This is a genomic window from Sphingorhabdus sp. 109, assembly GCF_902506555.1.
In the GTDB taxonomy this organism is placed as follows: domain Bacteria; phylum Pseudomonadota; class Alphaproteobacteria; order Sphingomonadales; family Sphingomonadaceae; genus Parasphingorhabdus.
Genome location: NZ_LR732707.1, coordinates 2,604,116 through 2,627,708, shown reverse-complemented (window position 1 = coordinate 2,627,708; position 23,593 = coordinate 2,604,116). Strand labels below are relative to the sequence as shown.

General features: G+C 60.2%; 25 protein-coding genes. 15 read left to right on the top strand and 10 right to left on the bottom strand.

The window, feature by feature from the left end; genetic code table 11:
• The first annotated feature begins 5 nt into the window (after positions 1–5).
• Both BOSE62_RS12345 and BOSE62_RS12340 read left to right on the top strand, forming a co-directional pair.
• Complete coding sequence (locus BOSE62_RS12345; protein ID WP_159646668.1) at positions 6–980, top strand: retroviral-like aspartic protease family protein; 975 nt, start codon at positions 6–8, stop codon at positions 978–980.
• 164 nt (positions 981–1,144) lie between these two features.
• Positions 1,145–1,969, top strand: coding sequence for a hypothetical protein (locus BOSE62_RS12340; protein WP_159646666.1), 825 nt, complete (start codon positions 1,145–1,147; stop codon positions 1,967–1,969).
• Positions 1,970–2,018: 49 nt separating this feature from the next.
• Here BOSE62_RS12340 and BOSE62_RS12335 read toward each other — a convergent pair whose 3' ends face one another.
• Together BOSE62_RS12335 and trhO are read right to left on the bottom strand one after the other, a co-directional pair.
• Entirely contained in the window at positions 2,019–2,669 is a 651-nt protein-coding gene (locus tag BOSE62_RS12335; protein ID WP_159646664.1) for a glutathione S-transferase, read from the bottom strand.
• Positions 2,666–3,604 (bottom strand): oxygen-dependent tRNA uridine(34) hydroxylase TrhO, encoded by a 939-nt coding sequence (gene trhO / locus BOSE62_RS12330; RefSeq protein ID WP_159646662.1) that lies wholly within the window; start codon positions 3,602–3,604, stop codon positions 2,666–2,668. Before trhO ends, BOSE62_RS12335 begins: the two co-directional genes overlap by 4 nt.
• Before the next feature lie 81 nt (positions 3,605–3,685).
• Between trhO and pdeM the strand changes: the two genes are divergently transcribed.
• From pdeM to BOSE62_RS12305, 5 genes are read left to right on the top strand one after another with little or no spacing between them, the layout of a single operon-like run.
• Positions 3,686–4,414: a ligase-associated DNA damage response endonuclease PdeM gene (gene pdeM, locus BOSE62_RS12325; protein WP_159646660.1), complete on the top strand. Its 729-nt coding sequence runs from the start codon at positions 3,686–3,688 to the stop codon at positions 4,412–4,414.
• Positions 4,415–4,431: 17 nt separating this feature from the next.
• Positions 4,432–5,574: an 8-amino-7-oxononanoate synthase gene (locus BOSE62_RS12320; RefSeq protein ID WP_159646638.1), complete on the top strand. Its 1,143-nt coding sequence runs from the start codon at positions 4,432–4,434 to the stop codon at positions 5,572–5,574.
• Positions 5,571–6,200 carry a dethiobiotin synthase gene (gene bioD, locus BOSE62_RS12315; protein WP_159646636.1) on the top strand — a complete coding sequence of 210 codons (630 nt, stop codon included), beginning with the start codon at positions 5,571–5,573 and terminating at the stop codon, positions 6,198–6,200. Before BOSE62_RS12320 ends, bioD begins: the two co-directional genes overlap by 4 nt.
• Entirely contained in the window at positions 6,197–7,462 is a 1,266-nt protein-coding gene (locus BOSE62_RS12310; RefSeq protein WP_159646634.1) for an adenosylmethionine--8-amino-7-oxononanoate transaminase, read from the top strand. Before bioD ends, BOSE62_RS12310 begins: the two co-directional genes overlap by 4 nt.
• A gap of 57 nt (positions 7,463–7,519) precedes the next feature.
• Entirely contained in the window at positions 7,520–9,382 is a 1,863-nt protein-coding gene (locus BOSE62_RS12305) for a cation:proton antiporter (RefSeq protein WP_201295677.1), read from the top strand.
• Here the strand turns inward: BOSE62_RS12305 and BOSE62_RS12300 are convergent, their stop codons facing one another.
• A complete protein-coding gene (locus BOSE62_RS12300; RefSeq protein ID WP_159646632.1) occupies positions 9,383–10,051 on the bottom strand; it encodes a YggS family pyridoxal phosphate-dependent enzyme in 669 nt (222 codons plus the stop codon).
• Between the two features lie 55 nt (positions 10,052–10,106).
• Between BOSE62_RS12300 and BOSE62_RS12295 the strand changes: the two genes are divergently transcribed.
• Positions 10,107–10,682: a thiamine phosphate synthase gene (locus BOSE62_RS12295; protein WP_159646630.1), complete on the top strand. Its 576-nt coding sequence runs from the start codon at positions 10,107–10,109 to the stop codon at positions 10,680–10,682.
• A gap of 22 nt (positions 10,683–10,704) precedes the next feature.
• Here the strand turns inward: BOSE62_RS12295 and BOSE62_RS12290 are convergent, their stop codons facing one another.
• The gene (locus tag BOSE62_RS12290) at positions 10,705–11,379 is read right to left on the bottom strand and encodes a hypothetical protein (protein WP_159646629.1); all 675 of its coding nucleotides are present in this window, start codon (positions 11,377–11,379) and stop codon (positions 10,705–10,707) included.
• Between the two features lie 475 nt (positions 11,380–11,854).
• On the opposite strand from BOSE62_RS12290, the gene BOSE62_RS12285 reads away from it, so the two are divergent.
• Genes BOSE62_RS12285 through holA form a run of 4 tightly spaced genes read left to right on the top strand, consistent with a single transcriptional unit; the run spans position 11,855 to position 16,340 of the window.
• Positions 11,855–12,241: a DUF3576 domain-containing protein gene (locus BOSE62_RS12285; protein ID WP_236554190.1), complete on the top strand. Its 387-nt coding sequence runs from the start codon at positions 11,855–11,857 to the stop codon at positions 12,239–12,241.
• A 27-nt stretch (positions 12,242–12,268) separates the two neighbouring features.
• Positions 12,269–14,797, top strand: a complete 2,529-nt coding sequence (gene leuS, locus BOSE62_RS12280) for a leucine--tRNA ligase (protein WP_159646625.1) — start codon at positions 12,269–12,271, stop codon at positions 14,795–14,797.
• Entirely contained in the window at positions 14,794–15,315 is a 522-nt protein-coding gene (gene lptE, locus BOSE62_RS12275) for an LPS assembly lipoprotein LptE (RefSeq protein ID WP_201295676.1), read from the top strand. Before leuS ends, lptE begins: the two co-directional genes overlap by 4 nt.
• Complete coding sequence (gene holA, locus BOSE62_RS12270; protein WP_159646623.1) at positions 15,312–16,340, top strand: DNA polymerase III subunit delta; 1,029 nt, start codon at positions 15,312–15,314, stop codon at positions 16,338–16,340. Before lptE ends, holA begins: the two co-directional genes overlap by 4 nt.
• Positions 16,341–16,355: 15 nt before the next feature.
• Here holA and BOSE62_RS12265 read toward each other — a convergent pair whose 3' ends face one another.
• Positions 16,356–16,901: a DUF4402 domain-containing protein gene (locus BOSE62_RS12265; protein WP_159646621.1), complete on the bottom strand. Its 546-nt coding sequence runs from the start codon at positions 16,899–16,901 to the stop codon at positions 16,356–16,358.
• A 113-nt stretch (positions 16,902–17,014) separates the two neighbouring features.
• Here BOSE62_RS12265 and msrB point away from each other — a divergent pair, with 113 nt between their 5' ends.
• On the top strand, positions 17,015–17,413 hold the full coding sequence (gene msrB, locus BOSE62_RS12260; RefSeq protein WP_159646619.1) for a peptide-methionine (R)-S-oxide reductase MsrB: 399 nt from the start codon (positions 17,015–17,017) through the stop codon (positions 17,411–17,413).
• An 87-nt stretch (positions 17,414–17,500) separates the two neighbouring features.
• On the top strand, positions 17,501–19,615 hold the full coding sequence (locus tag BOSE62_RS12255; protein WP_159646617.1) for a transglycosylase domain-containing protein: 2,115 nt from the start codon (positions 17,501–17,503) through the stop codon (positions 19,613–19,615).
• A 9-nt stretch (positions 19,616–19,624) separates the two neighbouring features.
• Here BOSE62_RS12255 and BOSE62_RS12250 read toward each other — a convergent pair whose 3' ends face one another.
• Genes BOSE62_RS12250 through BOSE62_RS12240 form a run of 3 tightly spaced genes read right to left on the bottom strand, consistent with a single transcriptional unit; the run spans position 19,625 to position 21,424 of the window.
• On the bottom strand, positions 19,625–20,371 hold the full coding sequence (locus BOSE62_RS12250; RefSeq protein ID WP_159646616.1) for a M48 family metallopeptidase: 747 nt from the start codon (positions 20,369–20,371) through the stop codon (positions 19,625–19,627).
• Complete coding sequence (locus BOSE62_RS12245) at positions 20,358–20,804, bottom strand: YcgN family cysteine cluster protein (protein WP_159646614.1); 447 nt, start codon at positions 20,802–20,804, stop codon at positions 20,358–20,360. Before BOSE62_RS12245 ends, BOSE62_RS12250 begins: the two co-directional genes overlap by 14 nt.
• Complete coding sequence (locus BOSE62_RS12240; protein WP_159646612.1) at positions 20,792–21,424, bottom strand: SCO family protein; 633 nt, start codon at positions 21,422–21,424, stop codon at positions 20,792–20,794. Before BOSE62_RS12240 ends, BOSE62_RS12245 begins: the two co-directional genes overlap by 13 nt.
• A gap of 95 nt (positions 21,425–21,519) precedes the next feature.
• On the opposite strand from BOSE62_RS12240, the gene BOSE62_RS12235 reads away from it, so the two are divergent.
• On the top strand, positions 21,520–22,173 hold the full coding sequence (locus BOSE62_RS12235) for an ankyrin repeat domain-containing protein (protein WP_159646611.1): 654 nt from the start codon (positions 21,520–21,522) through the stop codon (positions 22,171–22,173).
• A gap of 7 nt (positions 22,174–22,180) precedes the next feature.
• Here BOSE62_RS12235 and BOSE62_RS12230 read toward each other — a convergent pair whose 3' ends face one another.
• Together BOSE62_RS12230 and BOSE62_RS12225 are read right to left on the bottom strand one after the other, a co-directional pair.
• Positions 22,181–22,690, bottom strand: coding sequence for an MmcB family DNA repair protein (locus BOSE62_RS12230; RefSeq protein ID WP_159646609.1), 510 nt, complete (start codon positions 22,688–22,690; stop codon positions 22,181–22,183).
• Positions 22,691–22,779: 89 nt separating this feature from the next.
• Complete coding sequence (locus BOSE62_RS12225; RefSeq protein WP_236554005.1) at positions 22,780–23,421, bottom strand: cell wall hydrolase; 642 nt, start codon at positions 23,419–23,421, stop codon at positions 22,780–22,782.
• Positions 23,422–23,593: the final 172 nt, after the last annotated feature.

Below are 23,593 nucleotides of genomic sequence, written 5' to 3'. Positions count from 1 at the left end.
AGACGATGCCAGCCCTATTTACCAGCATGACCCCCGCGATTCTGGCTTCGGCGCTGACGATGGCCTATCCCCTTCCGCTCGGTCAGTCGGTGAAGCCGGGCAGCCTGGGCAGTCCGGAAGGCGAAATTGTCGATATCGAACAGGATCGGGCCGAGCGGATGACCGTTCCGGTCAGTATCGAAGGCAAGGGACCTTTTTCCTTCGTCATCGATACCGGTGCCGAACGAAGTGTGATCTCCCGCAAAATTGCCGACAGCCTTGCGCTCGAGGGGGAAAAACCGGCCGAGCTGATGAGTATTGCCGGCACGACAACGGTTGATATGGTCTATGTGCCACGTTTGACCATGGGTCGTAAAAACTATGACGGCCTGATTTCTCCCGTTCTGGCGGCCCAGCATATTGGGGCCGATGGCATATTGGGGCTGGACGGCTTGCAGGACCAGCGGATTTTGTTCGATTTTGTCGCCGATCAGATCATTGTCGAAGACGCGGATGAAGCCCGCGGCCGCGCAAGATCCCGGGAAATCGTGGTGACCGCCAAGCGCCGTTCCGGCCAGCTGATTTTCACCGATGCCAAGATCGCCGGAATCGAGGTCAACGTGATCGTCGATACCGGAGCGCAGATGTCGATCGGCAATCTGGCCTTGCGGCAACGGTTGCAGCGACGCGCCAAGGAACTCGACGATGCTGACCTACTGATATCGGTCACCGGCGCCACGCTGGGTGCGGAATTTGGCATGGTTCGCGATTTTCGCATCGGCCGCGCCCGCTTCCCGCGCCTGTCCGTGGCCTTCGCGGATTCGCCACCGTTCGAACGCTTGGGCCTCGCTGACAAGCCGGCCGTGCTGATCGGAATGGATGTGCTACGCAAATTTGACCAGGTCGCAATCGACTTTCCCAGACGGAAAATCCACTTTCTGACACCCAGAAATACGAGAGAATTTGTCGATCAGCCGCTGAACAGCAAGATCCACTTCTGACCGACAGGCTCTCCGGGACACGAACGACAGTGTCCCGTGGCGGCGAATTCGGGGTTAGAGAAATGATCGAAAAATAATTTGGATTAAACCGCCGCTGCGGTTCGTTCCCCTTGCACAGGCAAGCGCCCGCCCGGCTTGCCACGTCTTCAAGGAGCGAACCCGATATGCGTATTTTTCTCACCCTGCCGATTTTTCTTGCCGCCGCCAGCCCTGCTCCGGCGCAGACTTCCGATCTTCCGGCCGCCAGCGCTCAGGAGAATCGAAGCGCCGGAGACGACGCCCGATTCTATCTGCTCGCTGATGTGGATTATATCGAGGGCGATGCCGGGCAAGGACTGGATTACAAGACCACATTCGCCACCACCGGTATCGCAATGACCACAGGCCGGTTCAGCGCGTCCGCGTCGCTACCCTATATCTCCTCCACAGCTCCGCAGGAGGTTATCGTCAATCAGGGCGGGCTGTTCGGCACGCCGCTACTGGCGTCAGACGGCTCGCAGACAGGGCAGGTAAAGCGGGAAGGCATCGGCGACCTGTCCCTCAATGCGGCCTATCAACTGCCCGTCTCAGGCGTGAACGCCACGGTCGGCGCTTCGGTCAAACTGCCCACCGCATCGCGGGAGAAAGGGCTTGGCACCGGCAAGGTCGACTATGGAGTGTCCGGCCAGCTCTCCAGAAAAATGGGCGCGGTCGTGCCATTTGTCGGTGCTGGCTATACGATTGTCGGCGAGCCGGATGATTTCGAAACCCGCAACCGGCTATCGGGCACGGCGGGGAGTCATGTGCTGCTCGGCAAGAGCAGCGCCCTGACCGCTTCCTATTCCTATGAGCAGTCCGCCTCCACCAGCATCGGCGACAGCCAGAGCCTCAACATGGGATTCGGAACCAGTTTGAGCCGCTCGGTCCGGATCGGTGTCGACGGCGCCGTCGGCCTGTCAGACGCCGCGCCGGATACAAGGGTCGGCCTCAAGTTGCGCGTCGGAATCTGATCGGGGCGCATTGCGTTTCCGGATTTTTGTGCGAGCCTCGCAAGCCGCTTTAAACCGTCACATCCAAAGCAAAAACCGGTTCCTCGTCCCCGCTCTTCCACTGCGGATATTTTTGCATCGTGGTGGCAAATAAGGGCGAAGCGAGATGGTTCCCGAGCCATTTCTGCAGGGCGGGCAGGGGCAGCGCGTCGAACCAGCTGCGGTCATTATTGGCGAACTGGCGGACGAACGGGAAGATCGCGTGGTCGGCCAGCGTGGGCTTTGCGCCCATCAGCTGCCCTGACGGTTGAATCAGACCATCGAGTTTTTCAAGAAAGATCAGACCGCCCGCGCGATGCTCGAGCGGGTCGACATTTTCGTAGCGGGTGGGATATTTGTAGCGGTCGAGATGGTGTTTGAACGGGCCGTCGGCTTCCGCAATCAGCTCGGTTCCGGCAGCGGTGCCCTGCAACCAGTCTTGCGGGTCGTTGCGGTCCAGCGCCCAGCGCATGATCGCCAGGCTTTCGTCGATGACCTGTCCGTCGGGCAGCACCAGCACCGGCACCGTCGCCTTGGGCGAGGCGGCGATCATTTCTTCCGGTTTGTCACGCAGCACCACTTCGCGCAGGCGGACCGGGGTTTCGCTGACCAGCAGCGCCATGCGCGCGCGCATCGCATAGGGGCAGCGCCGAAAGCTGTAGAGGACCGGCAATTCGGTCATTCGGTCCCGAGATGCTGCCGGCCCTCGGCCGCGGCTTTTTCGACCTGGCGCTGGCGTTCGCGATAGCGGGCGCGTTGTTCGTCGGTCCGCTGGTCGATGCAATGGGGGCAGGCTTCACCGGGAATATAGTCGGGCGAAGCGCGGTCGGCGGCGTTCAGCGGCATCCGGCAGGCATAGCACTGGCCATAATCGGTTTCGCGCAGGCCGTGGCCGACAGCGACACGCTGGTCGAACAGGAAACAGTCGCCCTGCCACATGCTTTCGGTTTCGGGCACATGTTCGAGATATTTCAATATGCCGCCCTTGAGATGCTGGACATCGTCAAAGCCCTGCGCCTTGACATAGGCCGTCGCCTTTTCGCAGCGGATGCCGCCGGTGCAGAACATCGCGATCCTCGGTGCCTTGTCCGGATCCTGCCGCAGCTTTTCCGAAAAATCGTCGAACCAGGCCGGGAAGTCGCGGAAGCTTTCCGTGTTCGGGTTGATCGCCCCGTCAAAGCTGCCAATCGCCACCTCATAGGCGTTGCGCGTGTCAATCACGATCGTGTCGGGGTCGGCGATCAGGTCGTTCCAGTCAGCCGGGTCGACATAGGCGCCTTTCTCGGTCGCGGCATCGACGCCCTCGACACCCATCGAGACGATTTCCTTCTTGAGCCGGACCTTCATCCGCAGGAAGGGCATCGCACTGGCCTCGGAATATTTGACCTCGAGATCGGCAAAGCGGGGCAGCTGGCGCAGGCCCTCTATTACCGCGTCAATCGCGTCGGGCGCACCGGCAATCGTGCCGTTGATGCCCTCATGCGCCAACAGGATCGTGCCCTTGAGGCCATGCTGCTCGCACAGGGCCAGCACTTGCAGACGCAGAGCTGAAGGATCGTCGACCACGGCAAAATGATAGAGTGCGGCGACTTTTACGGGCGTTTGAGATTCGGTCATGAGGGCGCATATAGTGCGGTCGAGCCAGAAATTCCAACCCGGTGGCTTGCATCGCGCCCATGTTCATCGCATAGCGGCTCCATGGTTCCCCTTCTGTTCGCCCAACACCGCTTTGATATCGTGGCGCCGGCCGCGCTATACTGGCCAGCCCGGAACGCGCTGCTGGTGGCAGACCTCCATCTGGAAAAGGCGAGTTTCTTTGCGCGGCAGGGCCAGATGCTGCCGCCCTATGACAGCCAGGCGACGCTGGTCGAACTGGCCGCTCTGGTGAGCAAAACCGGCGCGACGCGGGTCTTCTGCCTGGGTGACAATTATCATGATGGCGAGGGCGAGGCGCGGCTGGAACCGGAGGCGGCGCGGCAGCTCTCGGCGATGACCGCCGCGCTCGACTGGATCTGGATCACCGGCAATCATGACCGCGATGTTTCCGGGCTATGGGGTGGCACAGTGGTCGACGAATGGACCGGCGAGGGTCTGGCCTTGCGCCACGAAGCCACGCCGGAAAGCGCGCTGCCCGAAATATCCGGTCATTATCATCCGAAAATCCGGATCGCCACGCGCGGCCGCCATCTGACGCGGCGCTGTTTTGTCAGGGGGCGCCAGCATCTGATCATGCCCGCGTTCGGGGCGCTGACCGGCGGCATGGCGGCGCAGGATCCGGTGATCGAGGCCTGCGTCGGCGGACCGGCGGAAGCGATTATCGGCCTGAAGGACAAGCCGGTCTGCTTCCCGCTACCGTTCCGCGACAGGACAATAGAGACAGTCGATGGCAGCCAGCTTGCATTGCCTCTGGCCACCACGGGTCGCTGACTGCTAACGGCGCATTCATGGATCGATTCAAACCCTATCGCGATCAACTGGACGCTCTCGACATGGGGGGTCGCAAACGGCGGCTTCTGATTCCCGCCGGCAAGGATTTTTCCTCCAATGATTATCTCGGCCTGTCGCGCAGCCCCTATCTGAAGGAAGTGGCGCAGGCCGCGATCGCCAGTGGCATGGCGCACGGATCGGGCGGATCACGATTGCTCGGCGGCAACCATCCCGAACATGAAGCGCTCGAAGCCTTTGCTGCCAGCCATTATGGCGCGGAGGCCAGCCTGTTCTTCGGCTCCGGCTTCGCCGCCAACAGCGCTTTATTCGCTACCTTGCCGCAGACCGGCGACCTGGTGCTCTATGACGCGCTGGTCCATGCCAGCGTCCATGACGGGATGAAGCTGGGCCGCGCCGCGTTTCAGCCCTTTGCCCATGGTGACTGCAATGCGCTCGAACAGGCTATCCGGAGCTGGCGCCAATCCGGTGGCACGGGAACCGTGTGGATCGCGGTGGAGAGCCTCTACAGCATGGATGGCGACCGGGCACCGCTCAGTGATCTCGCACAGATCGCCAATACCCATGATGCGATGCTCGTGATCGACGAAGCCCATGCGGTGGGCGTTTTCGGTGAAGGCGGCAGCGGTCTGGCCGGCCCCATAGGCCGGCAGGAGAATGCGATCCTGTTGCGCACCTGCGGCAAGGCGCTCGGCGGCGAAGGCGGGATTTTGACCATGCCGAAAATCCTGCGCGAATTTTTCATCAACCGCGCCCGGCCCTTCATCTTTTCCACCGCGCCCAGCCCTCTAACCGCGCATCTGGCGCAGCAGGCGATCGTCCATGTTGCAGACAATCCTGCGCTGCAGACCGCTCTGGCGGACCATATCGCGCTCGCCCGGAGCTGCTTTGCCGGCCTGTCGCTCGGCGAGCATCAGGACAGCCAGATATTTCCGGTCATTCTCGGCGACGACCGGCTCGCTGTCAGCGTCGCCACCCGGTTGCAGGACCAGGGATATGACGTCCGCGCCATTCGCCCGCCGACGGTTCCGGCCGGAAGCGCCCGCCTGCGCATCTCGCTGACCCTCAACGTGACGCAGGAAGACATTAGAAATCTCGCAGCCGCTTTGCACGAGGCGCTGGCACAAGCAGAGGCGGCATGAGCCGGAAATATGTGATCACCGGTACCGATACCGATATCGGCAAGAGCATTTTTGCCGCGGCGCTGACCGCGGCGATGGGCGCGCATTACTGGAAACCGGTGCAGGCGGGACTTGAAGACGGCACCGACAGCGAGACGGTCGCCAAGATCGGCGGCGTTGATCCCGCCCTGATATTACCCGAACGCTACCGGCTGAAAATTCCGGCATCGCCCCATTATTCAGCGGCGCAGGAAGGCATCACTATTGGTCTGGGCGATCTGGACATCCCGCCGGTCGACGGGCCGCTGGTGATCGAGGGAGCGGGCGGCGCGCTGGTACCGGTCAATCCGGAACTGCTGTTCGCCGATGTCTTTGCCCATTGGGGCCAGCCGGTGATCATCGTCGCATCGACCCGTCTCGGCACCATCAATCACAGCCTGCTGACGATCGAGGCCCTGCGTGCCCGCAACGTGCCGATCCATGGCATTGCCTTTATCGGCGATGAAATTGTCGACAGCGAGCAGACCATCTGCCGGATTGGCGCCGTGTCGCATCTCGGCCGCCTGCCCATGCTTGATTCGCTCACGCCAGACGTGTTGCGAGACGCGTTCAACACCCATTTCAATCTGGCGGCCTTCGGATCATGAGCATCAATATCTGGCATCCCTTCACCCAGCACGGGCTCCGCGAACCGATTCCGGAAATCGCGCGGGCGGAAGGCGCCTGCCTGTACAAAAGCGACGGCACCCGGATCATTGACGCGATATCGAGCTGGTGGGTGCAGACCCACGGCCATTGCCATCCGACCATCGTCAGTGCGATCCAGAAGCAGAGCGCCCGGCTCGACCAGATGATCTTTGCCGGATGGACGCATGGTCCGGCGCGGGAACTGGCCGAAGGTCTCGCCGATTTCCTGCCGGAATCACTAGAGCATATTTTCTTCTCGGACAGCGGTTCGACCGCGGTCGAGGTGGCGCTCAAAATGGCGCTCGGCTACTGGCACAATCGTGGCGAAGCGCGCCAGAAAATCCTGGTCATGGAGCATAGCTATCATGGCGATACGATTGGTGCGATGTCGGTCGGCGCGCGCGGCGTGTTCAACCAAGCCTATGCGCCTTTGCTGTTTGATGTCGGCACGATAGCGTTCCCGGAAGCCGGAGCCGAACAGCAGACACTCGACCAACTGGAAGCCTTGTGCACGGACAGCGACAATGCGCCGGCGGCGCTGATCGTCGAACCGCTGGTCCTCGGCGCAGGCGGCATGAAGATGTACGGCCCGGCAATATTGGCGCAGATGGCGGCGATCTGCCGCGAGCATGATGTGCTGTTCATTGCCGACGAAGTGATGACCGGCTGGGGCCGCACCGGCACGGTTTTTGCCTGCGAACAGGCGGGCGTCGAGCCGGATATCTTGTGCATGGCCAAGGGCCTGACCGGAGGTGTCATCCCGCTCGCGGTTACCGCTGCCAGAGATCCCATTTTCCAGGCGCATTATTCCGAAGACCGCGCGCAGATGTTCTTCCATTCGAGCAGCTTCACCGCCAATCCGATTGCCTGCGCGGCGGCCAATGCCAATCTGGCGATATGGCGTGACGAGCCGGTGCAGGAACGGATCGACGGCATTATCGCCTCGCATCGCGCCTTTGCAGAGCGGCTGGCGCAGAAATCCAACGTCAGCGGCCTGCGCCAGTGCGGCACGATATTGGCGTTCGAGATCGACGATGGGGCGGGTGATTATATGTCCAGCCTTGGGCCGCAGCTGCTCGGCTATTTCCGGGATCGCAACATTTTACTTCGGCCATTGGGCAATACGGTTTACATCATGCCTCCTTATTCTATCGGCCGCGAGGAACTGGATTCCGTCTATGGCGTTATTGAACAAGCGATTGGCCATTTCGGCAGCACCTGATCCCCGGGTCCCGGAAAGTTTTTTGCATATGGGCGAAAAACCCGCCAAGGATAGTTCATGGAAATAATAGATTCACTGATGGTCAAGATTGCGCTGATCGGCCTGCTCGGTATCGGCGCACAGTGGATTGCCTGGCGGACCGGCCGTCCCGCCATCGCGCTGATGCTGATTGTCGGTATTATCGCCGGGCCGGTGCTCGGCATTATCGACCCCGAACGAGATTTCGGCGCGCTGCAGGAACCGATCATCAAACTGGCGGTTGCCGTCATCCTGTTTGAGGGCGGTCTCAGCCTGAACTTCCGCGAATTGCGCCAGGCGGGCGGCGCAGTGACCGCAATGGTGCTCGTCGCCGGTCCGATAGCTTGGGCGCTGGGCACCGGAGCCGCACATTATGGTGCCGGCCTGTCCTGGGAAATTTCCGCCTTGCTCGGTGGGATCATGATAGTCACCGGCCCCACCGTAATCGGCCCGATGCTCCGGACCTTGCGGGTACCGTCCCGGGTTCGCAATATCCTGAAATGGGAAGGCATTGTGAACGATCCGATCGGCGCGCTGCTGGCTGTCGGTATCTATGCCTATATCACCTATGAGGGCGCCAATGCCAATATCGCGGTCATCAGCATGGATGTGCTGGCCGCCAGTTTCATCGCCGCGCTGATTGGCGCAGGTCTCGGCTTTGCGTTGACATGGCTGTTTCCAAGAGGGTTGGTTCCCGAATATCTGAAAGCGCCCTTTCTGCTGGTCACGGTCATCGCCGGTTTTGTCATCGCCGATCTGATCAAGCACGAAACCGGTCTGATCACCGTCACGGTCATGGGCATCGTAATGGGCAACCGGCAAATCTACTCGAGCCAGGCGCTCTACCGGTTCAAGGAAGATCTGGCGGTGCTGCTGATCTCCGGCGTCTTCATCATTCTCTCGGCAACGCTGGACTGGGAAACGGTGCAGCAGTTCCGGCCGCAATTTGTCATCTTCCTGATATTGCTGCTGTTTATCGTTCGCCCGGTCTCGGTGCTGGTCGCGCTGCTGTTCAGTTCGGTGCCATGGCGCGAGCGATTGTTCATTGCCTGGATCGCGCCCCGCGGGATCGTGGCCGTCGCTATCACCGGCCTGTTTGCAATCCGTCTGGTCGATTATGGCATGCCCGGAGCGGAAGCGCTGGTCCCGCTCAGCTTCGCCGTCGTCATTGCGACAATCTTTGCCCATGGATTCTCTGCCTCATGGGTTGCCGAACGTCTGGGAATTTCAGAAGGCAAGGGTGAAGGCATATTGATAGCCGGTGCCAATCGCTGGTCGATCGCGCTGGGCAAAATGCTCAAATCGCTGGATATCCATGTCCTGATCACGGACGACAGCCGGTTCGCGCTGCGCCGGGCCCGCAGCGAGGGCCTGGAGATTCACCATGGCGATGTGCTCGACGAAGCGCATAATGACAATATCGACATGGGCGAATATCAGCATCTCATTGCCGCCACCGACAATGACAGCCAGAACCAGCTGATCACCGCCGATCTGGGCCCCGAAATGGGTTATGAACAGATCAGCCGCCTGGCCAATGACAGCCACAGCAAGAGCCGGGTCGGCCGCGGCCGCTTATTGTTCGAATCCGGAGCGGATTTCGGCACGTTGCTCGACCGGGACCTGGCAGGCTGGCGGTTCAGCAAGACCAATATTACCGAGAAATTTACCGCCGAGGATTATCGCAAGAATCTGGAAAAGGACGAGGAGCCGCTTGCGGTCTTCAAGCCGGACCGGCGACTGCTGTTCTTCGCCACCGACGCCCGGCCGGTGATCGAGGATGGCGATGTGGTGATCAGCTATGTCGCGCCAGACACGCCAGAGGAGCGCAAGGCTGACCGGGCTGCGAAAGACAGCGAGAAAAACGGCGAAAAGAGCAAGGACAAGAGCAGCGAGAGCTGATTATCCGGCTGCCGTTGGCCGCGGACCGAACAGGGCGGTGCCGACCCGGACATGGGTCGAGCCGAGCTTGACCGCCTGTTCGAAATCTCCCGACATGCCCATGCTCAACCCGACGAGTCCGGCTTCGCGGGCCAGTTTCGCCAACAGCGCGAAATAGGGGACCGGATTCTCATGGTCGGGCGGGACAGCCATCAGGCCGACAATCTCTATTCCGGCCGATGTCGCCTGGGCGAGCAATTCGGGAACAGCCTCGATATCGCAACCGCCCTTTTGCGGTTCCTCACCAATATTGACCTGCAGGAAACAGGGGATCTGACGCTCTTGCCGCTTCATTTCCTTCGCCAGTTCCTTGATCAGCGAAGGCCGGTCGAGCGAATGGATATAGTCAAAAAGAGCCACCGCTTCGGCTGCCTTGTTCGATTGCAACTGGCCGATCATATGCAGTTCAATATCCGGAAAGTCGGCTTTCAGCGCCGGCCATTTCTCCATCGCTTCCTGCACCCGGTTTTCCCCGAACAGGCGGTGGCCGGATTCCAGCAACGGCCGTATCTCTTCGCTGCCGCGGGTTTTCGACACTGCGATCAGCGCGATTTCCGACGGCTTGCGGTCTGCTATTCCGGCCGCTTTGTCGATGTTGCTGCGGATCGCTTCAAGGGGGGAGTTTGCCAAGGGTAATCTCTCTCAATCATTCTCTTTCGCCAGATGAGCGTCTATAGGCCTGCTTATGTTGCGAGACCAGCCCCGCGCCCATTTGCCCCACCAGACGGGTAGGACCCTGCCGCCGCTGTGGCTGTTCACCGACAAACGCAATGACGCAATTCTCGAACAGGCCGTAAGAAGGCTGCCGCGCGGGAGCGGGATCGTCTTTCGCCATTATCATCTGGAAACAGCGGCGCGGCGGGTCCGCTTCAATACCGTGAAAAAGCTCGCCCGGCGGCATGGTCATATACTGTTTCTAGCCGGATCACCGTCGCTGGCGCGATCGTGGGGCGCCGACGGCGTGCATCGCCGCAGCAAGCGGCGGATGCTGCCGCAAGGGCTGCTGCACAGCGCTCCGGTGCATGATGCCCGCGAGATTGCGCAAGCGAATCAGGTCGGCGCAGACCTGTATTTCCTGTCGCCGATATTCGCGACCCGCTCGCACCCCGGCCAGCGTCCCCTGAATCCGTTGCAGGCGTTGCGTCTATCCGCATTGTGCCTAGGCCCGGTGGTCTATCTGGGCGGGATGAACCGGAATCGCTATCGAACGCACAAAAGCCGGCTCACCCACGGATGGGCTGCAATTGACGCTTTGCGTTAGGCTCTAAGCGGGATTCTTCGGTCTAGAAGCGGAACTGGGTTCCGACATAGACGGCCTGGCTGTCCTGACGGCTGTCGGTCAGTGGCGCCATCCGGTCACGCTCGTTATTGATCCGGACACCGGCGGTGACTTGCAAATTGCGGGTCAGCGAATAGCTTCCGCCGACATCCAGCGTATAATCTTTCTGGCTGTCATCCAGAGCGCGCGGCGCGGCGTTGATCGGGGCCGAAGCATCAATCGACATGCGCGGGTTGAAACGGCTCTTCTTGCCATCCTCTTCCTCGCCCAGCATTCTGCCAGCACCGATTTCCGAGAGATCCGGCATATTGCCGTTCAGCTTCTTGACCGGAATCGCGAAGCTCTTCAGGCCCTTTGCAGCGCCGAGACTATAGGAAACGGGCGCGATTTTTGCTGCGCTTGCAACGCCCGATCCGGGTGCCGCAGCGAGAATATTTTCACGAATCGAAACAGCGTCCGACTTCTGGCGGACGACCACGGTAACCGAACGTTCGCCGTCACGGGTACCGCCGGAGGGAGTGAATTTGAAACTGGCGTTGCCGCGCAAGGCGTTCAGATTATATTTCGCAACGAGATCAGGGTCGGCACCGGCGACGGTAAAGGAACCGATCGAACCGAGGGTTTTCAGCGATACGATATCGCTGCCACCGGAAATAACCTTCGCCAGAGCAGGAGTCATGGCAAGGCCAGAGATTGCGAGTCCCGTCGCTAACCAACCGAAATGACTGACCTTTTTCGTCATGATGAAGCCGCTTCCCTTACTTATGGCTTTTGGTATAACAAATTCTGCTGGACTGCACGAGTCAACATCTTGTTTTTGTCCGATTTTCCCAAACTAGCATGTTTCTGTTGCAGTTCGGTTACGCTTTTGTCCGGACATTGTTGCACTGCCTAGCAGGAAAAACATGAACCGGAGATGATATTCCTGCCATTCAACCGCGGTTCAGTCCGCGCCGCACAAGAGCGAATCATGCGCTTATGCTTGCCCCTCGCGGCAAAGCATTTATAGAGAGCGCTGAAATGATATCATGTCCGGAACAAATCCTGCGAAAAGATTTCGTGCCGGCGCTAAATGCAACCAGGAGCGCTTCATGTCCCGCCTCAAATCATCCCTAGTCCTGCGGTCTGCAACCGCCAGCCTGCTGACTTTGACCATGCTTTCCGCTTGCGGCGGCAAGGAACGGCCCCAGGCCGATCTGGCGGCGTCTCAGGTCACCACCATTGGCGTGAACAGCTATTTGTGGCGCGCATCGCTCGACGCCCTGTCCTTCATGCCGCTGACCCAGACCGACAGCAATGGCGGCGTGATCCTGACCGACTGGTATGTAAACCCGCAAAATCCCGGTGAGCGGATGAAGATCAACGTCTCGATCCTCGACCAGGATTTGCGCGCCGACGCCCTGCGCGTTGCAGCGTCACGCCAGGTCGCGCAGAACGGCACCTGGGTAGACGCCCCGGTCAAGGCCGCGACCACGCAAAAGCTCGAACAGATCATCCTCACCAAGGCCCGCGATTTGCGGCGCGGTGCGATCACCAACTAAACCTTCCTGCCACATCATGGGGCCGCAATGACCGATCAGCGATTCAATCCACTGGCGGCGGACAAACGCTGGCAAGAGCGCTGGGCAAGTGCCGGCACTTTCGAAGCGGACGACGCCAGCAGCAAGCCGCGCAGCTATGTGCTCGAGATGTTTCCCTATCCCTCGGGCCGCATCCACATGGGCCATGTCCGCAACTATACGATGGGCGACGTGCTCGCCCGTTTCCGGCGCATGCAAGGCTTTGAAGTGCTCCATCCGATGGGCTGGGACGCCTTCGGCATGCCGGCGGAAAATGCCGCGATGGAAAAGAAAGTCCATCCCGGCGAATGGACCCGGGCCAATATCGCCTCGATGCGCAGCCAGCTGAAGACTTTGGGTTTCGCCTTTGACTGGAGCCGCGAACTGGCGACCTGCGAGCCGGGATATTATGGCCAGGAACAGGCGCTTTTCATCGATCTGTTCGAGGGCGGCCTGGTCTATCGCAAGGAATCGGCGGTCAACTGGGATCCGGTCGACATGACCGTGCTCGCCAACGAGCAGGTGATCGATGGCAAGGGCTGGCGGTCCGGCGCGCCGGTCGAGAAGCGCAAGCTCAGCCAGTGGTTTCTCAAAATCACCGATTTTGCTGAAAATCTGCTCACCGGACTGGGCGATCTCAAAGGCTGGCCGGAAAAAGTGCGGCTGATGCAGGAGAACTGGATCGGCAAGTCGCAGGGCCTGCAATTCCATTTTCAGCTCGCCGAAGCGCGAGACGGTATCGCCAGCGTGGAGGTGTTCTCGACCCGGCCCGACACGATTTTCGGGGCCAGCTTTGTCGCGCTGTCGGCCGACCATCCGCTGACCCAGAAACTTGCCGGCCAGAATGATGCGCTCGCGGCCTTTGCCGAAGAATGCAAAGCTGGCGGCACGACCGCTGCCGAGCTCGAGACGATGGAGAAGAAGGGCTTCGATACCGGCCTGACCGTCACCCATCCGCTCGATCCCGACTGGCAGCTGCCGGTCTATGTCGCCAATTTCGTACTGATGGATTATGGCACCGGCGCGGTATTCGGCGTGCCGGCGCATGATCAGCGCGATCTCGACTTTGCCCGCAAATATGACCTGCCGGTCAAGCGCGTTGTCTCGGACGGCGATGAAACCGCTGCAGAATATATCGGGGACGAGGCCTATACCGGTCCCGGCAAGATCGTGAACAGCGCGTTTCTCGACGGCATGACCGTGGAATCGGCGCAGCAGGCGATTATCGATCGCGCGGGGTCCGAAGGCTGGGGCAATGCCCAGACCACATGGCGGCTGCGCGACTGGGGCGTTTCGCGCCAGCGCTATTGGGGCACGCCAATCCCGATCATTCATTGCGATGCTTGCGGTCCGGTCCCGGTGCCCAAGGACCAGCTGCCGATCGTGCTGCCCGAAGATATTGATTTCGAAACGCCGGGCAATCCGCTGGAACGCCACGCGACGTGGAAACATGTCGACTGCCCGAAATGCGGCAAGGCGGCGCGGCGCGAGACCGACACGCTCGACACTTTTGTCGACAGCAGCTGGTATTTCCTGCGCTTTGCCAGCCAGCCCGACGACCGGCCCTTTGATCCCGAAGTGGTCAGCAAATGGCTGCCGGTGACGCAATATATCGGCGGCGTCGAACATGCGATCCTGCATCTGCTTTATGCCCGCTTCTGGACCCGCGCTCTGGCGAGCATCGGCAAGCTGGATTTTGCCGAGCCGTTCGAGAGCCTGTTCACCCAGGGCATGGTGACCCACGAAACCTACAAACATGGTGATGGCAGCTGGCTGTCGCCTGACGAGGTCGAGAAAAACGGTAGCGACTGGGCGGTGATCGCCGACGGGTCGCCGGTCACCACCGGCCGGGTCGAGAAAATGTCGAAGTCGAAGAAAAATGTCGTCGACCCCGATCCGATCATCGAACAATATGGCGCCGACGCGGTGCGTTTCTTCATGCTCTCCGACAGCCCGCCCGAGCGCGACCTGCCCTGGTCCGAAGCGGGTATCGAAGGCAGCTGGCGCTTTGTCCAGCGGCTGTGGCGTCTGTTCATCGCGGTGCCCGACAATGTCGATACAGGCGAAGACAAGGCGCTTCGCCGCAAGCTCCACCAGACCGTCGCCGGTGTGGCTGGCGACGTCGAGGCCCTTTCCTTCAACAAGGCGGTCGCGAAAATATTCGAACTGGTCAATCTGATCGAAAAATCACAGCCGTCCGCAGACCGGACCACGGCCATCCGTTCCCTTGCGCGGATCGTTGCGCCGATGGTCCCGCACATTGCCGAGGAAGCCTGGGCCTTGTTCGGCGAAAGCGGCCTGATCGCCGACGCGCCGTGGCCCGAGGTGGACGAGAGTCTGCTGGTCGATGACGAGGTCACGATAGCCATTCAGGTACGCGGGAAATTGCGCGATACGATCACCGTGGCCAAGGGCAGCAGCAAGGATCAGCTCGAAGAGCTTGCTCTCGCATCCGAGAAGGTGCAGCGTAGCCTGGACGGAGCGGAAATAAAGAAGGTGATTGTCGTGCCCGACCGACTGGTCAATATCGTCATATGAGTTCCGTGATCGCCCGGATCACCTTGGTCGTGGCCTTGTCGACGATGCTCGCCGGCTGCAACCTGCGGCCGCTTTATGCTGGCGGCACGAATGGCGTCGTTGCGCAGGAACTGGGCAATGTCGAAATTGAACCGATTGCCGGCAAGGCCGGATGGCTGACCCGCAACGCACTGAAGGACCAGCTCGGCGCGTTCGAGGGGCAGCAGACCAAATATCGGCTGACCGTCGCGCTGGAAGACAAAATTGCCGGTTTTGGTGTGCGCAGCGATGACCGGATCACCCGCGAGCGCAGAACCCTGCGCGCCCGCTATCAGCTGGTTCGCCTCTCCGATTCCGTAATTGTTCTCGATGCCACGGCCGGTTCCGATGCGGGCATCGATGTGGTCTCGTCGGAATATGCGACCGTAGCCGCAGAAGATACGGCACTGGAAAATCTGGCGACCCGCGTGGCCAGCCAGATAGTCACCCGGCTGTCCCTGTTTGCCCGGAAAGAGGCCAGCGCGTTGCCGCAGCCATGAAGGCAAAGCCGGAAGAGATTGTCAGGCGTTTTCATGCCGCTCCCGATCAATTCAGACTGGTCCTGCTGTGCGGCCCCAACGTTACCCGCTGTCAGGCGCTCGTCGAGGAACTGGTCAAGCCGCTGGTAGAAAGCGCGGAGCGGGTCGATCTGACGATCAGCGATATTGCCGACGGGCCCGCCCGTCTCAATGACGAAGCCAATTCCGCATCGCTGTTTGGCGACAAGCGCTTTCTCGTCTTGCGGCTCAACAGCGGCGAAGCGGTCCGCGCGACAGCGGCAATCGACAATCTTCTGGCTAGCGATACCGTCGGCGATCCGGTATTTGTCATCGCCCCCGGCATGGGTGACAAGACTGCACTGGCCAAGACCATCATCGCCGCACCCGATGCGTTGATCGCGACCTGTTACGAAACGACACCGCAACAGGCAGCGGCGACCATCCAGACCATGGCTCAGAGAGAAGGACTCAAACTGGGCCGGGACATGGCGCAGGAAATTGCTGCCCTGACCAGCAATGATCTGGTCCTGGCGCGAATGGAAGTCGAGAAGATTGCGCTTTATCTCGATGCGACACCGGACAATCCGCTTGCGCCGGACGAGGATATACTGCTGCTGCTGGGCGCCGAGAATGACGAGGAGGATATCAGCCTGCTGATCCACGCGGCGCTCAATGGCGATGCGGCCCGACTGGCGCAGGAAATTGCCGCGAGCCGGGCGCAGGGCATCAGCGAGATCGGCCTGATCCGGATCATGCTCCGTCATCTTGCCAAGCTTGCCGAGCTGCGCAGCAAGGTGGACAAGGGCGGCAATGTCGATTCCGTCGCCGGTCATCCCAGCGTCTTTTTCAAGGAACAGAAACATTTCAAGCGGCAGCTGCGCATCTGGTCCTCGGCCCATATCGCGCGGTTGATCGAGCGGATATTGCAACTCGAGATCGCGATGAAAAGCAGCGGCCAGCCCGATCAGGTACTTCTGGAGGAAGAACTGCTGCTGATCGCCCGGAAAGCGGCCAGCGGTCGCTAGGACAAAAGCGCGGCTTCACTCATAGTCGGCGGTAATCGCGATGCGGCCGCGAAACCGGCCACTGGCATCACCGCGGACCCGCAGCTGCCCGCCAAAGGCGAAGGTCAGCCGTCCGGAAGGATCGAGCCGCGCCAACGCCGGCAAATCGGTTTCCAGTTGCTCCAGTTCGGCCGTTGAACCATTGGGCGCGCTCAGCTGTATCCGCTCTGGCAAAAATATCCGCACGCTCCGGCCCGGTTCGCCGGTCAGACGCCCTTCGCCGTGCAACGCCATACCGCCCAGATTGGCGATACTGCCCTGTATATGTTTGTCACCAGACATCGGATCGATACTGACCACGCCGCCGCTCCGGCTCAGCAGGGCCATGCGGGAAAAATCGAGATTGGCGGTAATTTCGATCTGCAAGGGTATTTCCGTCTTCCCCGATGCCGTATCAGAGACGCTGTCAGTTCCGGCACTGGTGGCGCAGAGACGGCATTGCGCCTGCAACTGCGCTGGCGGAACCGCCAGAGTTACGCAGAACAATGCCATGCTCAGCAGGAATTTCACCACAATCTTCATAACCCCGCATTCTGTCCCAATATGCCTAACATCCTGTTAAGCATGAAACCGGGCGAGCCGGCTTCCCTCGCCAGTCCCTTGACCGGCTGCGGTTAAATGCCCATTTAACGCCAATGGAAAAAACAATAATGAGCGACGAGCAGTGGCGGCAACGGCTTTCTCCGGAGCAATATCACGTGCTGCGCGAAGCGGGCACCGAGCGACCCTTTACCGGCGCATTGAACACCGAATATCGGGATGGCGAGTTTTTCTGCGCCGGCTGTGGCAGCAAATTGTTTGAATCGGACAGCAAATTCGACAGCGGTTGCGGCTGGCCCAGCTTTTCCGCGCCGGCCGATGCCGAAGCGGTGACCGAGATCGAGGACAATAGCCATGGCATGCGGCGGATCGAAATACGCTGTTCCAGTTGCGACGGACATCTCGGCCATGTCTTTCCCGACGGGCCGACCGAAACCGGACTTCGCTACTGCATGAACAGCGCGGCCATGGCGTTCGAACCCAAACACGACTGACTTTTTTCTGTGCTTCCCTGTTCAGCCTACGGTAAGGCACCGGAACGCTAGAAAAATTCTGGTTTGGTATAAAATGGGTGGATCAATATGGCGCGGGCCAAAAAACGCAGCAAGAAACAGGGCCCCATAAGCAAATGGTTCTGGCGGCTGACCAAGGCTGGTCTGGTCGTCGGGCTGCTCGCCGCGATTGCCCTTGTGGTTGCGGTGCTGGTGGTCCGTTCCTCGCTCCCCGGCTTCGAGGATCTCAAATCCTCTCCCAACGGCCAGATGATCCGGGTGCTCGACGTGAATGGCAAAGAGCTTTTTTCCATGGGTCCGAGCTATGGCGAATGGCTGAAATATGCGGACATCCCGGAAGTCATGAAATCCGCCATGGTCGCGGTTGAGGACCGGCGCTACGAAAATCACCCCGGCGTTGACCCGATCGGCATCGCCCGCTCGGTGCAGGTCAGGATGCAGCGCGGCCATTGGGCGCAGGGTGGCTCGACCATCACCCAGCAGCTGGCCCGCAATGTATTTCTGAACAACAACCGGACTTTCGGCCGGAAAGGGCGGGAAATATTGCTCGCGCTGGCGATGGAACGGAAATTTTCCAAGGAACAGATTCTCGAACTCTATCTGAACAAAGTCTATTACGGTGGCGGTGCTTATGGCATCGACGCGGCGTCGCGACGCTTTTTCGCGCATAGCGCCAGAGAGCTCAACCTGGCCGAAGCGGCGATTATCGCCGGTCTGGTCAAGGCGCCGTCACGCTACTCGCCCACCGCCGATGCCAAGGCGGCGATCAGCCGCGCCACCGTGGTGCTGGAGGTGATGCAGGACGCCGGCGCGATTAGCCCATCGGAAGCCGCGCAAACCAATCCGGCGTCGGTCAAGCTGGCCCCCGAACCACGGCAGAACAGCGTCCGCTATTTCACCGACTGGGCGTTGCCGCAGCTGGACCTGCTGATCGACGAGAGCGTGGAGCCGATCGAGGTCTGGACAACGCTGGATCTTGATATGCAGCGCGTCGCCACCGCGGCCATCCAGTCCGGTGTGCCGGCCGGTGCCCAGGGCGCGCTGGTGGCGATTGACCGCGATGGCGCGGTGCGCGCGATGGTCGGCGGGACCGACTATGTGACCTCCAATTACAACCGCGCCACCCAGGCTGTTCGCCAGCCCGGTTCGGCCTGGAAAGTGTTCGTCTATATGGCGGCGCTGGAAGCGGGCTATACGCCCAATGACACGGTGACCGACGAGCCGATCACCATCGGCAACTGGACGCCGCGCAACAGCGGTGACCGCTATGCCGGGGACATTGATGTCCGCACCGCGTTTGCCTTCTCCAAAAATACCGTCGCGGCGGCGATCGGCAATGATATCGGCACTTCGTCGATCGCCAATATGGCACGGCGTTTCGGCATCACCACCCCGATCAACACCAACCCGTCGATGGTGCTCGGTACGTCGGATGTGCGGCTGCTCGACATGACTCGCGCCTTTGCCTCGATCAGCGGCAAGGGCATTGCCATCACGCCCTTCGGGATCACCAAGGTGCAGACGATGAAGGGCGACATTCTCTACCAGAGCAAATTCGACGGCAGCCGCGTGCTGGTCGACCCCTGGGTCGCCGCCGGCATCACCGACCTGATGCAGACCGCGGTTGCCACCGGCACCGGCCGGGCAGCCCAGATCGGCCGGCCGGTTGCCGGCAAGACCGGAACCACCAGCAGCAACAAGGATGGCTGGTTCCTCGGCTTCTCCAGCGGGCTGACCACCGGCGTCTGGATGGGACGAGACGATGCAAAACCGGTAGGCGGATTGCAAGGCGGCCGGGCGCCGGCCAGCGTCTTCGCGCAATTCATGAAAATGGCAGTCGCCAACCGCAAGGTCGAGAAATTCGATACCGAACTGGTGCTGCCGGAATGGCAGCTGGAACCGGACGAGGATGAATTGTTCGGCGCACCGGAAGATGGCATTTATGTCGATGAAAACGGCATGCCGATCGAGACCGGCAGCGGCTTCGAATATGATCTGGAAGATGGCGAAGCGGCTGACAGTCCGCGTCTGGACCAGGACTGGATCGACTCGGTGCTGGGTCGCGGCGAGGATCCGGGACCGCGCAAGCCGGACCCCGCACCGGTCAGGAAACCGAAGCCGCAACCACCACAGAATCCGCCCGAATCCCTGCTTCCCGAAGCCGCGCGTCAGGAACAGCAATAGCGATCCGCTTCAGCCGACCGGCGGGGACTGCCTTTCCGCGCCCACCATGTGCAGGCCACGGCCATGGTTCTTGAGCCAGCGATCGGCGCTGCGGCGATCTGATTCGAATATCCGGTCGAGCAGGGTATAGAATCGCTGGCTGTGATCCATATGGATGAGATGGGCCACTTCATGCGCCACCACCGACCGGCGGACATGCGGGGGTGCCATGACCAGCCGCCAGCTCAAGCGAATCGACTTGCGCGCCGAGCAGCTGCCCCAGCGGCGGCGCGCGTCACCGACGGCCAGTTGCGGCAATTCGGTTCCGGCCCGGTCACAATAGAATTGCAGATCGTCGGCATATATCATGCGGGCCTGGGCCTTGAGCCAGCGCAAAATTCGGGCCTCGACATGTTCCGCCGGTCCGCCCAGCCGGATTTCAGCGTCGACGATCTGCGGAGCCCGGGGAAAATCCGGTGACCATCTGATGACATGGGGTTCGCCCAGAAACGCGATCTGGCTACCGTTCTCGACCGGAACTGCGGGAATGGCTTCAGCAAAGCAGGCGCTGAGCCAGTCGGATTTTGACCGTGCAAAGCGAATCGCCAGCCGTTCCGATGCACCGGGCGGCAGGGTCAGGCGGACAACACCCTTGACCGTATCGGCCGATACGAAGATCGACCGGGCCTGCTTTGACCGCCGCAGCTGGAGCGGATAGCTGACCCCTCCGAGGTTGATGACGAGCGATTCGGGCGGCGATGGATTAGAAAGGCGCATCGAGAATATGTTGCTCGAGCGGCCCGGCCTTGCTCTCGGGGATGACCTTGCCCCGGATCGACTGTCCCGCCGCGTGAATCGTTTCTCGATCACCGGAGACCAGATAATGCCATTGCGGCAAAGGGAGCCCTTTGGCCCGCAATTTATAGGCACAGCTGTCGGGCAACCAGTCAAATTCTTCCAGTTTGTTGCGGGTCAGCCGGACGCAATCGGGTACGTGAAACTTGCGATGGCGATAATCGCTGCACTGGGCGCTCTGGAGATCGAGCAGCTTGCAGGCGATATTGGTCATATATATCTGGCCGTCATCCTCATCCTCGGCCTTCAGCAAACAACATTTGCCGCAGCCGTCACACAGGGCCTCCCACTGGCCGCGATCCAGCTTTTCGAGCGGCGCTTCCCAGAACGGCCGATCGGCGCCTAGCGCACCCATCGGGCTATTTCGTCCGCAACCTGCTGCGGCGTACCGTCAAAGGGCAGCAGCGCCAGCGGCTCTCCATCGGGGCCGAACAGATAGGCCTGGCGACTGTGATCGACGAGATATTCACTGGAACTCTCGTCATCGCGGATATCATAAAGAATCAGATATTTTTTCGCGACTGTCGCAATATCCTCGGGGGTGCCGGTGAGACCGATGAGCCGGGGATGAAATGCGGATACATATTGTTTGAGGACGGCCGGCGTATCGCGGCCGGGGTCGACAGAGATGAAAATAGGCTGGATTTTCTCGGCCAGCGCCGGATCCTTCTTTTCGGCCTGTTTCAATCCCAGCATGATATTGGCAAGATCGACCGGGCAGACATCAGGGCAATAGCTATAGCCGAAATAGATGATCCGATACTGGCCCTTGAACTCCTCTTCCGACGTTATACCGCCGTCCTGGTTGGTCAGCGTGAAGGACCCGCCAATATCGGCTCCGGCAAGCGGCGGCTCTGCGCCCTCGCGCCCGCCTCCGTCAGACGCAGGGTTGCAGGCGGCCAGAAGTGTCAGTAATCCTGTGGCGAGGATCATTTTTGCGACATTGTTGATATTGTTCATTACGGGGCCAGACATGGTCTGCTAGGGACGCAATTTCAACAGATAATTGATCGACAGCAATTGCAGTGGACCGGTACCAACAGGCGGCGGTCAGTAAAACGGGGCTTATCATGTTCAGAAAAATATCATTGGTCACTCGCTCGTGCGCCGCTTTGGTCAGAATTGCGCAACTGGCACTGATGACCGTGGCCGCATTCTCGATTGCCGCTCCGGCCGCCGCCCAGTTTTCGGACAGCTATAATTTTCTCAAAGCAGTGAAAGACAGGGATGGCGAGGAGGCGACAAAATTCCTTAGCCAGCCGGGATCCGTTATCGTCAACACCCGCGATCGCTCATCCGGAGAAACGGCTCTGCACATCGTTGTGGCCCGTCGCGACAATGTCTGGGTGGGTTTCCTGCTGCAGAAAGGCGCCAATCCCAATATTGCCGACAAAGAGGGGGTCACGCCGCTGATGCTGGCCACCCAGTTGCGCTTCGTCGACGGGGTCCGGACCCTGCTGGCCAAGAGGGCGAAAGTGGATGAGCCGAACCGGCAAGGAGAAACTGCGCTTATCCGGGCGGTCCAGCTTCGTGATAGTGAACTGGTTCGTCTGCTTCTCGCCAATGGGGCCGACCCGGACCACACCGATTCACTCGCCGGAAAATCGGCTCGCGATTATGCCAGTCAGGATCGCCGCAGCGCCGCCATATTGGCCGAAATTGAAAAAGCGGATGCGAACAGGAAGCCGGAAACAGAAGGCCGGTTCTTCGGACCGGAAGGCTAGCCGGCGCTCAATAGCCGCCCGGTTCGTGCTGACTGCGGACCGGACTGATCCAGCCATCGGCGACCGCTGAGCGCTGCATCGCGCGGCGGGCCAACCGCATCGTTTCGGTCTTGCGGCGCGCCGGTGCCAGAGCCTTGGTCGCCGCTGGCCGCACCATTTCCGCATCATAGGCATCGGCAATGATCAATCCCGTGCGGTCGGGCAGAAAATCGGGCCCCTCGACCGGCGTGGCATCAAAACCGGCCGGCAAGGCCCAGTAGAACCGGTCACAATAATCCAGATATTCGGTCCATTTGCTATCACCCAGAAGATCGCTCCTCGCCACCTTGATCTCGACAATGACAATCTGTCCCTTGGCATCAATACCCATCAGGTCCGCACGGCGCCGGTTTCGCAGACTGACTTCCGGCAGCACCATGATATCATGCCGCAGGAACATCCGGGCGACGCCGCGGGCAACCGCCTGCGCGCCGGTCAACGGGTCACTCGGCACCAGCAAGCCGGAAGAATCATCCATGGACGTCATCGGATCTGGTTAGAACATAAAAAGAACAAAATAAAGGCCCCGTGCGGGAGCCTTTATGAATTCGCAGTCTGCCGGAATGTCTATTGATAGAAAATATGATTATCTATCGTGGCCAGCCGCTTGAGGCGCCAACCCGGCGAAACATATCGGGCGTGAAAGAACAAAGCGCCTTCGACCGAGCTCTCCCAGCCGTCGTTCATAGCGATTTTCGCGATTGCCACAGCGTTGCGCCATTGACGATGTCCCTTGTTGATGCGGGGCATCTTGCCACCGCGAACAAAGGAAAACTGGCTGCGCTGATAAACCACACCACAGATCGTATCCGGGAAGCGGGGCGAAGCGACACGTGCCAAGACAACACGGGCTACGGCCAGCTGTCCTTTCAGCGATTCGCTTTTGGATTCGAAATAGACGGTACCGGCAAGGCAGTGCATTTCCTCATCCAGCGTGCCGGCCACCGATTGCTGGCGGACGAGCTGGCGCAACGTCTGTGCGCCGTCATTGACGAATTCGCTGGTCGCCTGATCACCGGCTTCCACTTCGCCATTGGCAATCTTGTCCGACTCTATGACATCCTGGGGAATTTCGGCGACAATTTCCTGCTGTTCGCCAAAGATAATAGCCTGATCGGATTCATCTTCTTCCAGCAGGGCCGGATCAACGAATATTTCGGATTCAGGAATTTCATCATTTGCTTCCAGAGCAAAAGACGCATCTGTCACGGACAATGCCACGACAACAGTAAGTGCGAGCGATAACACGCTCGTGGCACGAAAAATTTTTTTCATAAACCTGTTTTGTTATGCGGTGAGACCAGAGCCAATCAGGACAAAACCCGTCCGGACTGCCGAAAATGGACCCAAAAACATTAAACCACGGTCCATTTCTGTTCTC